This is a genomic window from Shewanella sp. NIFS-20-20 (assembly GCF_019209865.1).
In the GTDB taxonomy this organism is placed as follows: Bacteria; Pseudomonadota; Gammaproteobacteria; order Enterobacterales; family Shewanellaceae; genus Shewanella.
The window spans coordinates 18,197-32,907 of sequence record NZ_JAHUTT010000023.1 but is presented as its reverse complement, the minus strand read 5'-3'; the positions used below and the strand labels follow the sequence as shown (position 1 = coordinate 32,907).

14 protein-coding genes are annotated in these 14,711 nt (G+C 47.3%); 6 read left to right on the top strand and 8 right to left on the bottom strand.

Going from position 1 to position 14,711, the window contains the following annotated elements:
* Nucleotides 1-92 precede the first annotated feature (92 nt).
* Both KU855_RS09185 and KU855_RS09180 read left to right on the top strand, forming a co-directional pair.
* Nucleotides 93-1,850: an alkaline phosphatase gene (locus KU855_RS09185; protein WP_218529996.1), complete on the top strand. Its 1,758-nt coding sequence runs from the start codon at nt 93-95 to the stop codon at nt 1,848-1,850.
* A gap of 227 nt (nt 1,851-2,077) precedes the next feature.
* Nucleotides 2,078-2,644: a phosphoribosyltransferase gene (locus KU855_RS09180; protein ID WP_218529995.1), complete on the top strand. Its 567-nt coding sequence runs from the start codon at nt 2,078-2,080 to the stop codon at nt 2,642-2,644.
* Between the two features lie 65 nt (nt 2,645-2,709).
* Here the strand turns inward: KU855_RS09180 and KU855_RS09175 are convergent, their stop codons facing one another.
* Nucleotides 2,710-4,056: a permease gene (locus KU855_RS09175; protein ID WP_218530023.1), complete on the bottom strand. Its 1,347-nt coding sequence runs from the start codon at nt 4,054-4,056 to the stop codon at nt 2,710-2,712.
* A gap of 312 nt (nt 4,057-4,368) precedes the next feature.
* Here KU855_RS09175 and KU855_RS09170 point away from each other — a divergent pair, with 312 nt between their 5' ends.
* A complete protein-coding gene (locus KU855_RS09170) occupies nt 4,369-4,689 on the top strand; it encodes a hypothetical protein (protein WP_256260949.1) in 321 nt (106 codons plus the stop codon).
* A 156-nt stretch (nt 4,690-4,845) separates the two neighbouring features.
* Here KU855_RS09170 and KU855_RS09165 read toward each other — a convergent pair whose 3' ends face one another.
* The 6 genes from KU855_RS09165 to KU855_RS09140 form a co-directional block, all read right to left on the bottom strand.
* A complete protein-coding gene (locus tag KU855_RS09165; RefSeq protein ID WP_218529993.1) occupies nt 4,846-7,347 on the bottom strand; it encodes a M1 family aminopeptidase in 2,502 nt (833 codons plus the stop codon).
* 83 nt (nt 7,348-7,430) lie between these two features.
* A complete protein-coding gene (lpoB, locus tag KU855_RS09160; RefSeq protein ID WP_218529992.1) occupies nt 7,431-8,024 on the bottom strand; it encodes a penicillin-binding protein activator LpoB in 594 nt (197 codons plus the stop codon).
* A 22-nt stretch (nt 8,025-8,046) separates the two neighbouring features.
* On the bottom strand, nt 8,047-9,408 hold the full coding sequence (locus KU855_RS09155; protein WP_218529991.1) for a COG3014 family protein: 1,362 nt from the start codon (nt 9,406-9,408) through the stop codon (nt 8,047-8,049).
* A gap of 3 nt (nt 9,409-9,411) precedes the next feature.
* Entirely contained in the window at nt 9,412-9,576 is a 165-nt protein-coding gene (locus tag KU855_RS09150; protein WP_218529990.1) for a hypothetical protein, read from the bottom strand.
* Nucleotides 9,577-9,584: 8 nt separating this feature from the next.
* Nucleotides 9,585-9,788, bottom strand: coding sequence for a SlyX family protein (locus tag KU855_RS09145; protein ID WP_371316340.1), 204 nt, complete (start codon nt 9,786-9,788; stop codon nt 9,585-9,587).
* Between the two features lie 19 nt (nt 9,789-9,807).
* The gene (locus tag KU855_RS09140) at nt 9,808-10,776 is read right to left on the bottom strand and encodes a WD40 repeat domain-containing protein (RefSeq protein WP_256260948.1); all 969 of its coding nucleotides are present in this window, start codon (nt 10,774-10,776) and stop codon (nt 9,808-9,810) included.
* Nucleotides 10,777-10,943: 167 nt separating this feature from the next.
* On the opposite strand from KU855_RS09140, the gene fkpA reads away from it, so the two are divergent.
* Nucleotides 10,944-11,714 (top strand): FKBP-type peptidyl-prolyl cis-trans isomerase, encoded by a 771-nt coding sequence (gene fkpA / locus KU855_RS09135; protein ID WP_218529988.1) that lies wholly within the window; start codon nt 10,944-10,946, stop codon nt 11,712-11,714.
* A gap of 59 nt (nt 11,715-11,773) precedes the next feature.
* On the opposite strand, the gene KU855_RS09130 is transcribed toward fkpA, so the two are convergent.
* Complete coding sequence (locus KU855_RS09130) at nt 11,774-12,745, bottom strand: CorA family divalent cation transporter (protein ID WP_218529987.1); 972 nt, start codon at nt 12,743-12,745, stop codon at nt 11,774-11,776.
* A gap of 170 nt (nt 12,746-12,915) precedes the next feature.
* Here KU855_RS09130 and KU855_RS09125 point away from each other — a divergent pair, with 170 nt between their 5' ends.
* Nucleotides 12,916-13,290 (top strand): YacL family protein, encoded by a 375-nt coding sequence (locus KU855_RS09125; RefSeq protein ID WP_218529986.1) that lies wholly within the window; start codon nt 12,916-12,918, stop codon nt 13,288-13,290.
* 140 nt (nt 13,291-13,430) lie between these two features.
* Nucleotides 13,431-14,666 carry a GGDEF domain-containing protein gene (locus tag KU855_RS19065; RefSeq protein WP_218529985.1) on the top strand — a complete coding sequence of 412 codons (1,236 nt, stop codon included), beginning with the start codon at nt 13,431-13,433 and terminating at the stop codon, nt 14,664-14,666.
* Nucleotides 14,667-14,711: the final 45 nt, after the last annotated feature.

The window sequence follows — 14,711 nt, the reverse complement described above, 5'->3', positions numbered from 1 at the left end:
AAGGACTCAAAAACTGGCAGTTTAATAACAAAATTGTAACCTAACGGTTGCACACTACTGCTGGAATGACCTGAAAACACAAGGATAATAATATGAAACACAGGCATGTGAGTCGCAGAGATTTTCTTGCTCTTTCAGCCAAAGGGATCGGTGCTGCCGTTATTTCCTATGGCTTGATGGGCTGTAATAGTAGTAATGATCCTAACAATCCCGCGAGGTTTCTTCATGGGGTTGCCAGTGGTGATCCAACCCCATCCGCCGTGATTTTATGGACTCGTGTGACCCCAGAGCGAGAAGGTGAAGTGAAGGTTGGTTGGCAAGTGGCGCGAGATCAAGGCTTTAGTGACTTAGTCCATCAGGGCAGTATGTTGACTGATGCCAGACGTGACTATACCGTCAAGGTTGATGCCCAAGGCTTGGAGGCGGGACACACCTATTATTATCGTTTTATGGTTGGCGATACGGTCTCGGCGCTCGGGCGCACTAAAACCTTGCCGACGGGCGCTGTCGATTCGGTTACTTTAGCGGTCTTGTCTTGTGCAAATTATCCCGCCGGATTTTTTAATGTCTACCATATGGCCGCCACTCAAGCCAATCTCGATGCAGTGATCCATTTAGGTGACTATATCTATGAATATGGTCGTGGCCAGTACGCTAGCGACCATGCCGCTGAACTTGACCGTGAAGTCCTACCGCCAGGCGAAATCTTAAGTCTTGATGATTACCGCCAACGCTATGGCCAATACCGGGGCGATCAAGACTTACAAGCCTTGCACGCTGCGGTGCCGTTTATTTGTGTATGGGATGACCATGAGGTTGCTAACGATGCATGGCACTCTGGCGCTGAAAATCATAACGAGGGTGAAGGTGATTTTGACGCTCGTAAACTCGCCGGATTGCAAGCATATTTTGAATGGTTGCCTATTCGTCCGTGGCGAGAAGGTGAGTGGCAAGAGATTTACCGCAGCTTTAATTTTGGTGACTTGGTGGATTTGCATATGCTTGATACCCGCCATGTGGGTCGCGATCAACCTTATGATTACACTCAGTTTATCGATGCTGCAACCGGCGCCTTCGATGGCGATGCTTTTCTGGCGGCAGTGAGTGATGTTAATCGTACCATGCTGGGGCAAACCCAGTTGTTGTGGTTGCAAGGGCAATTACTGACTGCCACAGGGCGTTGGCAGGTTTTGGGGCAGCAGGTATTGATGGGGCGGATGTTGTTGCCGGCAGCGATTGCAACGCAACAATTAACGATCCCAGAGTTTGCCCATTTAGCCCAGTTAGCGCAATTAGCGGCAAGAGCACAAGCGGGTGATCCTAGCTTAACCGCGCAAGAGTTAGCGTATTTGCAAGTGAATCAAGCGCAGTTAACCCCTGAAGCATTGGCCTTGCTGCAATTACCTTCGATTCCTTATAACCTTGATGCGTGGGACGGCTACGCTTATGAGCGTGAAGTCATTATGGCGACGGCTAGGAGTCGCGCTAAGGATTTGGTGGTGTTGGCGGGAGATACCCATAATGCGTGGGCCAATCAATTGCATGACATCAATGGCAACAGGGTAGGGGTGGAATTTGCCACTAGCAGCGTCAGCTCCCCTGGTCTCGAGTATTACCTCAGCTTAGATAGTAATCAAATACCTGCGATTGAAGCGGCGGTGACCGATTTAGTCACTGACCTGCAATATTGCAATCTACATGACCGCGGCTTGATGGTAGTGATGTTTACGCCGGATAAGGTCACGACTGAATGGATGTTTGTCGATAGCCTCGCCAGTCGCGAGTATCAAACCTTGTCGGAACGTGGCCAAACCATGAGTTGGAGTGCTGCTGGCTTATTAGCTCAATAGTCTCTTTGAGGTTCGATATCGTTATTAAGCCGACTATTGTCGGCTTTTTTACACGCCTTCTTCACAAATCTTAATGATAATATGCAGCAATTTAGGCTAAATTACCGTAGAATTCGCCTCCAAAATCCGGTGGCAGCCTACACTTACCATTATTTTAAGTGTTGTAGCTAGCCTGTATTTTGGGCGTTAAGCTGCCGGCTCAATTCGACTAATAAGAAGAGAACCTCATGTCAGATAAACGTTTTATTACCGCACAAGAATTATTGGAAGATTCATTCCGTTTAGCCGCGCAAGTTTATGACAGTGGTTTTCGTCCGCAATTTATCGTGGGTATTTGGCGCGGTGGCGCTCCGATTGGGATCGCCGTCCAAGAATATTTCGATTTTAAACAAGTCGAAACCGATCATATCGCCGTGCGCACCTCTTCTTACTATGGCTTAAGCTCTGACATGCAGAGTAAAGAAATTAAAGTGCATGGCCTGCATTACATTATTGAAAATGCCAATGCTAACGATAGCTTGCTGATCGTTGATGACGTGTTTGATTCGGGCCGTAGCGTCGATGCTTTAATGGAAAAGCTGCAAGAGCTCATGCGCTTAAATATGCCTAAAGAAGTTCGCATTGCTTGCCCTTATTACAAGCCAAGTAATACCAAGGTGAACTTGAAGCCCGACTACTTTATTCATGAATCGGATGAATGGTTGGTTTTCCCTCATGAAGTGGCGGGTCTGACCCCTCAAGAGTTGGCCGAAGGTAAGGGTGACTTAAAGAATATTCAGCACTTGTTTAAATAATCTGCACAAATTAACAACAAGGCCACCTAAGGGTGGCCTTGTTAGTTCTAGAGCTTCAGTTACAGCTACATCGACATGCCGGCATTGGCTTTTTTGCCAATGTGGTAATAAATGAATGATAACGGCACCACGATGATATTCATCAGGCTAGTGAAGTTCAGTCCAAAAACATCTTGATTTAGTTGTGATAAGGCGGCTCTTGAGCCTTGCCAATCCATGCCAGCGGTCAGAGCGTTGAGGATTAATCCCGTGATTGCGATGGCGCAAAACAATAAGAGTACCATGCGTTTTGCGGGCGCTTTACCATAGTATTTTTGATACACCCGCGTCATCGGTATGGTTAATACATCGGCCAAAATAAAGGCCATCACCCCGCCAAAACTGATCCCCCCATGCCACAATGCCGCCGCCAAGAGTAGGTTACCTACCGAGCAGACATAAGCTATCACAGCGACAAAAATGCCAATGAATACATCGACCACACTGTGAAGCCCAGCGGGTAATACGCTGCTATCGCTGATGAACAGTGCTTGCCACCAATTCATGGGTACTAGGGCTATCAGCACCGATGACACGACCACGCCAATGAGGATCTCTTTGCCTATCATGGCAATATCCATGTGAAAATAGCCGGCGCCGCGAACTAAGGCACTTTTATCTTGATGCATAGTGGCGCCGCACTTCATCTCGGGGCTATGGTGACTGGCGTGAGCTGGCATTGGGCTCGCTGCTATGTCGGCATGGTCATGGGACATAGACGCTCCACATTTCATCTCGCCAAGCGGGGGCGATACCTTAGCTGATGCCGCCTCGGCGGTAGTGATGGCGGTGTCTTGGGGAGATGCAGGGGGGGCCTTCATGTTCGCCCCGCAGGTCATTTCGGCGCTATGTTTCACGTGGCCACCACACTTCATCTCACTGCTACATTTCATCTCACTGATCGTTGCACTTGCGGCGGGCGCAATCTTATCTCGTAACTGCTGCGCTAATGCTGCAGGGAAAAAGCGGCTAAATAACATCGCGACAATCACAATCAGTAATAATCCACCCACGATTTCTCCGACGAGGAATTGCCAGCCGAGTAAAGAAACCAACACAATAAACATTTCTAAGATCAGGTTGGTACTCGCCACTAAAAAAGCCATGGCATTGGCTAAACTTGCCTTTTTAATCAGCAGGGTGCGTGATAATGATGCCGCGGCATACGAGCATGACGAAGACAGCATACCGAGCAGGGTCGTTAACAGTAAACTCTTGGGGGTGGTGCGTCCTAAATGTTTGGAGACGGTATCCACAGGTACCAAGTTTCTCATCTGTGACGATAGCATCAATCCCAAGGCCAGGGGCCAATAGATTTGCCAAATCATCGCCGCCAGAGTAGTGAAAATATCATTGATGGCAGAAAGTAACATGGTCACATTGGTGTCCTTGTAAGAGGAGTGAGCTAATTTTAGCCCAAAATTTTGTGAACACGATTGCTTAAAGGAGTTCAAGGGAACCGCCCTCACGAGAAAAATACGATAAGTGTTTTCTAACAATCAGTTACGAGTATCTTCTATCAAGAATTATCGCGTGTATAGGGGAATGAATAAGGGTTAATTTCCAGCGAATGTTAATTTCATCGACTTGAGTAAACATCGCAGCAATAGAGATATTTGCTATAACTGTTATCTAGGTATAACCCCGACGATGGCTGGAATGATGGCAATCAAGAGGAATTGTTCATGAAAAGTGCGAAAGAATTTGCCCGTTGGCTGCTAGAGCGCCTGAGTCAGTATCAAGAGGGGGTCTATTTAACGCGCAGCGATATTTTAGAACTCACCGATAGGCAGCGATTTGCCCAAGACTATGTCACGGATATCCATTTTGAAGTGGCCCAATTTGGGATGGGATTTGTCACCGATGCTAACCGCGAGAGTTTTTATTTTTTTAAACTCCCGAAAACTCACTGGAAAACAGTGGGAGATATATATCCAAGCGAAGACAATGAAATACCGACGGTTGATCACAAAGTCCAGCCCATCAAACAATTCAAACAAGATTAATTCACGCCCGCCGGAGTTTGTTAACTGTATTCACTCGTCAGCAGGTAAAGCTGTAAGACATTGATTATTCTGCCCATGGCGGTGATACAAGCAAGCTTCTGTACTTGCTTATGCGACCGTTTATCGTCATTGATTGTCGGCATTGATTCGGCAATGTCATTGGTTAAGTTGGCGCTCCATTCGATGGCATTGCTGCATAAACAATACATGATTAGCCATCGTATCTTGGAGTACACTCGGGCTTAGTCCCGCTGATGCTTGCGCAACCATTTCTATATTTTGCTGGGTACAAGGTAACACTATCAGCCCATTGACTAGCATATCGGCTCGCTGTGGATCTTGCGCAACTAGTTGTGGCAACAGTTGCCAAATTTGCTCAAAACTCACGGCTTGGGCCAGTGGTTGCTGGCCGGGGTAGAGGTATTGACTGATTAGCGCGGTATTGGCGTTGGCGGGAGCATGATTCAGCTCACTCAAGAAGCGGCGTTTATGCGCCGCATTGGGATTTGCTAAGCGAGCTATCAGGGCTTGCTGTTGCCCGACTAGGCTTGGGTCATTGCGGGTTTCGCTATTGAGCCAAGCCTGATGATGGTTAGCATCAAATTGATTCAGGCGAATAATGGCTTGCCAGCGCTGAGCTTGGGTCAGTGGCCAGCCAAAGCCTTGCAGCAAATAGTGGAGATGATCCATGGCTTGGGGCGATTGGGCAAACGCGAGGTAACTGTCGAGCCAGATGGAATCATAACCTTGCTGATAGACCAATTGTACACTGAATTCTTCTAGGGCATTGTACAGGCGTTGGCTCGCCTGAGAGGGGGGCATCAGGCGCAATAGCTGATGGAGCTGAGCGAGTTGCTGTTGCGCTAAGCGCTGCACCGCGGGCGCTGAGATCTCCGGCAGGTTAAGCATGATCATGCCGAGATAATCTTCAATGCGCAATTCGTCTCGTAAGCTAGCTTGCCAGATATCTTCTAATAGCATCATTTGCATTAAGGGCGATGCAATTTGGCTTAGGTGGCGAATCGCGGCATGCAGTGACTTGGGATCTAGCGCGACTTGGCTATAGGCTGTGTCTTGATAATTGGGGTAGACAAAGTCGGGGCAAACGCTAAATTTTGCGGCTTTGATTACGCTGACTTGCTTATCAATCGTGGCGGTGATGGACTTATCCAAGTGGATGCCATGGCGGTCTTGATAAAATAGGGCTAGATTAAGTGATTGTTTTTGTGGGTGTTGCTGATGAAGTGTCAGCTGCTTGAGCACCGCTTGTTGACATTGCCAATCGACCCGCAGTCGATTCAGGGGCCGCTGTTCGTGTTCAGTCCAAAAGTCGGCCACCGCAGCCGATTTTAACTGTGCTATCCATTGTTTATGACCGGCAGACTGCCACGAATAGCGCTGGATAAAGTCTTGTAATATTTGTCTAAATCGATTTTCCCCAAGGATGGTTTCGATTTGCTTGAGTGTCACTGCGGCTTTGGCAGCTAACGCTTGTTGGGTATGAAACTCACTGGTGGCGACATTGTGACTATTGCGCGCTTGATGTTGGAGCTGGTATTGGTATGCCGGTTGTTTTTGCTTAAGAAATTGGTATTGCCGCAAGGCGGCAGGCTCAATTCCTGCGTCAATCGCAGTGGTGTTGGCCAAATACAATCCAAGGCCGGCGTGGAGGTTTACATCATCCCACCAAGGCAAGCTTATTAAACTGCCAAACCATTGTTTAGCTAACAGTTGGCTATTTTGCATATGCTGACTGATGGCATCCGCGTCGAGAGGCAGGCTATCGGTTACGCTGACTGCGGCAGCTTGGGACATGGTAGGAACATTGAGTCCGGGTAATAAAATTTGATCAAATTTACTGAACGGATAGCGGGCATTCAGCCGTTGGCTAATAAAGTGTAAATTGTTGGCAGTTTGCTGCAGCCAGCGCTCATAACCCAGATCTTCGCGGGTGCTATCGAGGGCAAATAAGCGGAAATTAACCCCTTGCTGCTGGTGTTGCCAGTGGCGAAATGGCCCAGCAAATAAGGCCAATTGATGGGGGCTCAGCGGTGGCGTCTTGGTAAATTGCCATGTTGGGCTCGCCTGGTTATCCTTGGTTGCCATGGTGGAGCTGATGACTTGCCAGTTGACTGGCGCCGTGACAATGAGACTCATTTCGGCTCTGAGATCGGGTTGATCAAACAAGGCAAAGGCGTGACTGGCACCGTGAGGCTCAAAGCGAGAATAAATATAGGTTTGCTGATCCTTGGGATCGACAATGCGGATCAGGCCTTGCCCCTGTTGCCTATATTGGCCGCGGTAGCTCAGCTGTACTTGATTATTACCTTGGTGTAATAGGCGCGCCGGCAAGCGGATAATGTCGCCGTTATAGTCAGGATACAAGAGCTGACCATTGATCATCACCCGACTGATTTGGGCTTGTTGTAAGTTCAGTGGCAAGTCTTGCAGGGTATTGTCGAGGGTAAAATCGAGCGTTGCTTTGACCTCAAAGCCATTATCATCAGTGAGTTGCACATGATAGTCGTAATGGATAGCAGCTAATCGCTGAGCTAATGCTTGCGCTTCGGATTTGCTATTGGTGGTTATCAATGGCGTCGTCGATTGACACGCGGTCAGTAATAGAAACAACACAAGCCAAACACTGGCTCTACCCATTAGAGTCACCACATCATCCTATCTTTTGTTAAATTTTGCCGTTAAAAAAGCGGGGCCAAGCCCCGCCGATTAATTGTGTCGACTTAGAGTCCTAAAAAGGATTTCGATTTTGTTTTGCGGATTTCTTTTTCATCCGACCATTCAATCAGACCTGTATCAAGATCCATTAAGCGCATGGTCATTTTATAGTAAACATCACGGGTGCTGCCATCTTGCTTAACTATGCTGGATAAATTGCCATATAACATGTATTGCGCCCCAATTTGACGGCCAAATTTGATCGCCGTTGATGGATCAACCATGCCCGAGTTATTTTGATAATCGAGTTGTTTACGCACCGAATCAACTCGAGTCATGTCGATAAAGCGGAACTTGCCTGAACGCAATAATTGATTTGAAATTGAATCTGTTACCGATTCGGTATCAATATGCTCTGAGGTTTTGTTTTTAATGCTGTCGACAAAAATAATGGGACGATCATTGGCCGTCAAAGCAACTACAGGGGGAAAGCTCAACATGCTATCGACCATCTTCGTCGTGATGGCTTGTAAATCGGTGGAGCCAAAGTTTTCATTGACTGTCTCTACGGCGGTGGCATTGCCGTATTCCACTTTGGATTGGCACGCACTGAGGCCGATGACCGCTGCTAAGAGAAATACACCTTTGATTGCTTTCATAACATGTCCCATTGTTAACTGATTAGATGATTATTGAATATATTCGTTGGTAATTACCAGTCTCAATTACCCAAACTAGGGTGGTTTTACCTGTTTTTACCTCAATAGGCGTAATTTGGCCGCGATTAATTTGTAACGGATATTGTCCCGCTTCAAGGTAGGTTTGCGCCAATTGTGCCTCTTGCGGCAGGGTTAGCCAGCTGCGTTTGTCGGCTTGTTCGGTGATCACATTAAATACTTGCATGGCGATAGCGCCAACATCATTGTTGTTATTGCGATTAGTCGCTTGATTTAGCTCGGATTTGGCATAAATGCGAGCCGCTTGCCGAGCTAAAATAGCCGGCATTTGTTCTTTGAGGGCTGTACTTGCTAGGGCATCAATATTGGCCAGTGGCGCGGCGGTAAGTGGTTGACCCAGTCCTTGAATTCTGGCGTCCGCTATCAGTGGTCTTGGCCCTAGGTAGGTCGGCAATGATCCGGTTTGGATATTGCCATTTATGGTAAATGGTACCGTAAAGCTTTGTTTAGCTGGCACATATCCCTGTTCAATTAAAACGATGACTTGTCCCTGAGTGGGCTGAGGTAGCTTGGCCGCGCCGAAGCGTTTGGCGAAGTCTTGATATTGCGGCATATGTAATTGTTGGGCGAGGCGCACTAAATTTTGTTCAATATAAGGATTACCCGGCATGATTTGTGCCGCCTTGCGGTAATCGATAAAGGCATCATTGGCTTGGCCTAATAACTCATATAAAAGCCCAGTAACATAATAGCTGTAGGCATTGAGAAACGAACTCGCTAAGCCATCGCTGCGGGCATCGAGTTGATTGATTTGACTATCGACTGTGCCATTGGCGAGTTTGGCAATGCTCTTGTTGCTGGCTTCGTAGCGCTGTTGCTCTTGTTGCTGCAATTCATTGGCGCGGCGAGCCTCCACTAATGCGCCTTGATTATCGCCAAGAAATAAATAATTGAGTGCCTGATACTGATGCAACATGATGCGCTCATATCCCGGTCCTCGGTAGGGAATGACATTGTCATTAAGCAATAAGCTCGAGGATTGCGCGGCGATATCACTGGCACTGATCACGGCTTTATCATCAAAATGCCGATAATCTTTGATGGCGATTTGGTAGTAGCCTTTACTTGCGGCGAAGTGACCGGCAATTTGCTCGGCGCGTCCAGCTTCTTGGGCATAGAGCAGTTGATCTTCTCCGCGCAACCCAGACTGTAAACTTGCGACGGCTAGGCTTGGTGTTGGACTGTTTAGCGCTTGTTTTACTTCAACCATTTGGCTTGGGTAGCTGGAGAATAAACTATTAAAGGCACACCCTTGCACGCCAAATAGCAGTAATCCCAATCCTGCATATTTTAGATAAAGCCTCATGCATCAACTCCAGCCATGGATTTCAATATGGGCGCCACTAAGCTTGGTAACCCAAGAGTTAGCTCGCGCGCGATAATCGAGCCAAGCCGACCGCACAGCCTGACGCCTTGGTTTGGCGACACCTAGCGCTAAGGGGTGTCTCAATGGCGGAGTGAGCGCAGTCGGCATGCTTATCCTTAATAATGGGGCGGCGGGGTTTCTTCAGACATTGAGGCCATATTGCTTGGCTCCATGTCACGTAATTTATTGACCACTAAAAGTAATTGATGTTGTTGCCTTGCAACAATGTCGCCCAGTTTTATGACTTCTTGGTTTAACTCTTCAATGCTGGCTTCGGCAAACGCGAGTTTGGTTTGCAATTCTTCTATTTGATCTTGCATCTGGGGATCCATCAAATGATTACTCGGGAACACTCGGCCAGGTCTCGACCAGGCCATTACTGCTGAGGCTGACAATCGTATTGCCAGCTTGCTTCGCCACAGAGTATACAACGACACCCTTCATTTGGGCGTTTTTCGTTTGGGCTACTTTCCAATCGACCAATTTTTTTCCGGTTGCAACCGACCATACCATGACTTGTCTGGCGGGGGTACCGGTCAGCAGCCAGCGATTGTGTTGACTAAAGCGGGCGGTACTAAAATTGAGGTAACGCTGATTGATGGTTAACTCTGTGCTGGCGTCTTGCGCCTGTTGATGCCAAATTTTACCTTGTCCTTGGGCGTCGCTGGCAAAACTAACCTCGCCATCATGGCTCAATGCTACCATGGTCACGCGGCTATCAAGATGGCGCTTGACCATGGGTTGACCATTGGCGGTGTGCCATAAAATCACTTGCCTATCATCACCGCCACTTAGTGCTAACTTGCCATTGGCACTAATCGCCACTGCATTGACACTGTCATTGTGGCCGAGAAACTCGATAAGTTGTGATTGCTGGGGCGCCATGGCCATTACTGAGCCATTGCTTAAGCCAACTAACAGGGCGCCATTGTCGGCAACACTGATACTTTGCCCAGAAGCCGGTAACGACCACCAACCGATAGACTGACCATCATCGATGCGCCATAACGCGACGGAATGACGGGCTAATGAAGCGGCATAATGGCTGTTGGCAGAAATGGCGGTGGCAATAATATTGCTGCTATCATCACCATGGTGCCAACGAAACATGGCTTTTTTAAGGCCAACATTCCAAAACTGTAAGCCCTCATCGGCTGTGCTGGTGATGGCGTAGCGGCCATCGTCACTGAGTGTCGCAGCGTAGAGTGATTGCGACGTCAATGGGTATTCGCCGATTGACTGGGGTTGACAACCCAGAAGCAAAAAAAATAGTGGTGCGCAAAAAAACATCAAAAGAAACTTGTGCATGAACTCATCCTTAAATTTCTTGTCCCATAAACCATAGCAAACAAATCCTTATGTTATTTTGCGCTTTCTAATAGACATTGGAATATCGTTAATAACTAGTATAAAGTGGATTCGCTAAGAACATTTACGCTAATTTTGATGGCAACATCAAGCTGAGGAAGCAATTAATGAAATCAATTTTTAAGTATTCGTTGGTGGCGCTCGCGCTGACGGGTTTAACTGCTTGTAATCAAGAACAAGACACCCAAGCGGTTGCAGCAACCACCTCCACGACTTTGACTACTCCAGAACAAAAAGAATCATATAGCATTGGTGCTTCCATTGGTGCTTATATGTCAGGCCACATTGCTGAGCAAGAAACCTTAGGTATGCCAGTTGATAAGCAATTAATCATTGAAGGGTTTAGCAATGGCCTCAGCAATGAATTAAAGCTGACCGAAGAAGAAATGCAGACGGTGTTGCAAAGCTTAGATGAAAAGCTTAATGAAAAGCGCATGGCTGAAGCCAAAGCGTTAGCAGAAAAGGCTGCGGCTGATAGCCAAGCATTCTTGGCGGAAAACGCTAAAAAAGAGGGTGTTAAAGTTACCGACTCTGGCTTGCAGTATGAAGTGCTGGTTCAAGGTGATGGCGCGATGCCAAGTGCTGAAGATACCGTTGAAGTGAACTACTTAGGGACTTTGACTGATGGCACTAAGTTTGATTCATCTTACGATCGTGGTGAGCCAATTAAGTTCCCACTCAATCGCGTGATCCCAGGTTGGACTGAAGGTGTTCAGTTGATGAACGTAGGCTCTAAGTTTAAGTTCGTTATTCCTGCTGAGTTAGCTTATGGCGATCGCGATACTGGCACTATCCCACCAAATTCAACGTTAGTATTTGAAGTTGAATTATTAGGTGTGGATAAGGCCGAAGCGCCAGAAGCACCAGCGGCTCAATAATTGGCTAAATGATAAAAAAGGCGCCTTCGGCGCCTTTTTTATGGCTGAAATTTAGCAAGCTATTTCAGCCACTTGAAATGAATGATGAGCCAAAGTTGTACGATCAGCAATAGCCCGAGAATTCCCGAAAACGCCGCAAATGCCCAGTGATTCTCTGTGCCCGGTATCCCGCCAATATTGACTCCAAGTAAGCCAGTTAAAAACCCTAATGGCATAAAAATACTGGTAATGATGGACAAAAAATACAGCCTTTGATTGAGTTTTCCAGCGGCGATACTGGCGAGTTCATCTTGGTTAACTTTAACCAACTCTCGGATAAGGTCGAGATCTTCAATCATGCGAACTAGGCTGTCGTTAAGATCTTTAAGTTGGTTGCGTTCGGTTTGAGCCAACGGAAAATCACAGTTACCTAAGCGAGCTAGAGCTTCTCGTTGCGGCGCAAGGTAGCGTCGACAGGCAAGGGCTTGGCGGCGTAAGTCATTGAGATCATTATGCAGGCTGTCGTTGGGATTGAGAGACAGTAAATCTTCTAGCTGGGAAAGCTTATCTTGTAAGCTATCGACATATTGTGTTTGTCGTTGAGTGAGTTGATCGCACAAGGTCATCAGCAGCGGCGTGATCTCGCAGGGATTAAGTTCGGGCAGCAAGTTGATACTCGCCTTAACCGACGCTAATTGCCGTTGGCCGCAACTGATCAACCTATGCTTATCTTGGTAGATACGGATGGCAATCATATCTTGGGGATCATGACCGGGGTTAAGGTTGATCCCGCGCAGGCAAATCAGTAAACGACTGCTCGTGCTTTGTACCCGTGGCCGAGGTGATATCGACAGCAGCACCCTAATATCGCCCGCCGTCAGTCCTAAGCGGCTTAAGTGATGTTTACACTCAGGGGTTTGATAATTTAAATGTAACCATAATTGTTGCTTATCGTGCGCAGACGAAGGTTGCCAACTCAGGGCTTCAGCTATTGTGATCTTGCGAGCACCATCAGGACTTAATAGATACGCGAACTCGGTTTCGTGGTGCATGATATTGAAACTCCAATAACTCTGACTGGAGTTATTGTTACCCTGATATAGGTTTGATGCAAATTAACTTCTATTGATTGGATCTTATGTTTTTAGGGGGGAACAATGGGAATTTTTGATGGCTTTGAGTTAGAATTGACTCTTAAGTTACCTAGGTTAAGAGATCCCCAATGGAGTATGAATTTCGGCGTAATTCCCTCGATGGAACTGCCACGGCTATTTTCAGTATGGATCATGAAGTATTAGGTCGCTGGTTCACCGAAGAACTCGGGCAGGATGAAGATATTATCTCCGAGCTGATGAATGTCATTTCCACCTTGCAAGAAGGTCAAGCGGGATATTTTCAGTTAGTCGGCGGTGAGTTCACTTTAGAAATGGATTTTGAGCAAGTGCGGATATTTGCCAATGTGATTGGCTTTAATCAAGACTACGACTTAGAAGATGGCATGAGTTTATATGATGCCGAATCGAGTGGTAGTTGTGGCTTAGATGATTTCGCCACCGCACTGGTGAGCTGGCGTAATTTTTTGGCGACCGCTCACTAACGGCTAATTGCCAATATGCCTGTCAAAAAGCCGATATTTATTGGCTTTTTTTATGCCGTATCAAAGGGAGCCTTGCTTGCAACCCTCGATAGCCGCTGTCGCCATCGCTGCTTGGATTTATCATAATAAAAGGCCAAATTGTGTTATTTGATTTTTTGCGCAACCCCAGTGTGAAGGTGTGGATCCCTTTTATATTTTTTGGCGGTTTATTTTTAGGTTACGAGCACTTAGCGAATTGGGTATTGCCTTATGGTGACTTGCTGGTATGGTTGCCCTATGTCACCTTGGGCTTAGCCTTGATGCTGAGTCAATTCTTTAATCAACTGCGCACCGGCTGGGTGACCCTGCTATTAATGACGGTGTACGCCATGATCCAATGGCGACTACAATTGCCCTTATCCCATGGTACGGTGCGGCTAGAATATGTCTTATTAGGTTTATTGGTGCCAGTTAATTTACTGGTCATTCTTATCTATCCTGAGCGCCGTATCTTCTCGATTATCGGTGGTTTGTATGTGCTGTTATTGGCAAGTCAATTGGCCATCTGCAAATGGTTGCTTGCCAGCTACCCGCTGACGGACTCCTTGCTATGGCAAACTTATTTGCTCCATATACCCAACCTATCATCGGCTCCGGTGTTGGTTATGTTAGTTGCGAGCGCCTGTGCTTGTATCGCCGCCATGAGCTTATTAGTGCGCCGTGCGTCATCTGACCAAAGTGTACTGTATGGTATCTTGGCTGTGCTGTTATTTATGATAGCGGTCGATAAACCGTTTATTTCCGCCTTGACGATGGGCTTGGCTGGGGCATTGCTGCTGACTAATCTTATTGGTTGTTCGTTAGAGTTAGCCTTTATAGATGGATTAACGGGCATTCCAGGGCGGCGAGCCCTTGAGAATGAAATGAAACACCTCGGGCGGCGATATTCGCTGGCGATGATGGATGTGGATCATTTTAAATCCTTTAATGATACCTACGGCCACAACATGGGGGATGATGTGCTTAAGTTAGTGGCGAGCATTATGGGTAAACATTGCGGCATGGGGGCCAAGGTTTATCGCTATGGCGGCGAAGAGTTTACCCTGTTGTTTAAGGGGCGCCGGGCTCAAGATTGTGTGGCTGACCTTGATGAGTTGCGTCAAGCTATTGCAGATTATCCCTTATCGGTTCGCGAATACGCCGAACGTGGACCGGATGATACTAAAGGTAAACAGAAGCGCGGCCAGGGCGTTACTATGGAACCCGTGCATGTCACCATCAGTATTGGTGTGGCCGACCATAGCGCGGCTAACACCCCGCAAGCGGTGATGAAGGTGGCTGACCAATTATTATATCAAGCGAAAAAAGCCGGTCGAAACCAAGTGATCTGCCGTTAAGGCATAGGCTTAGGATTAACGGCTTGGCAAGTGAATGCGTAACCG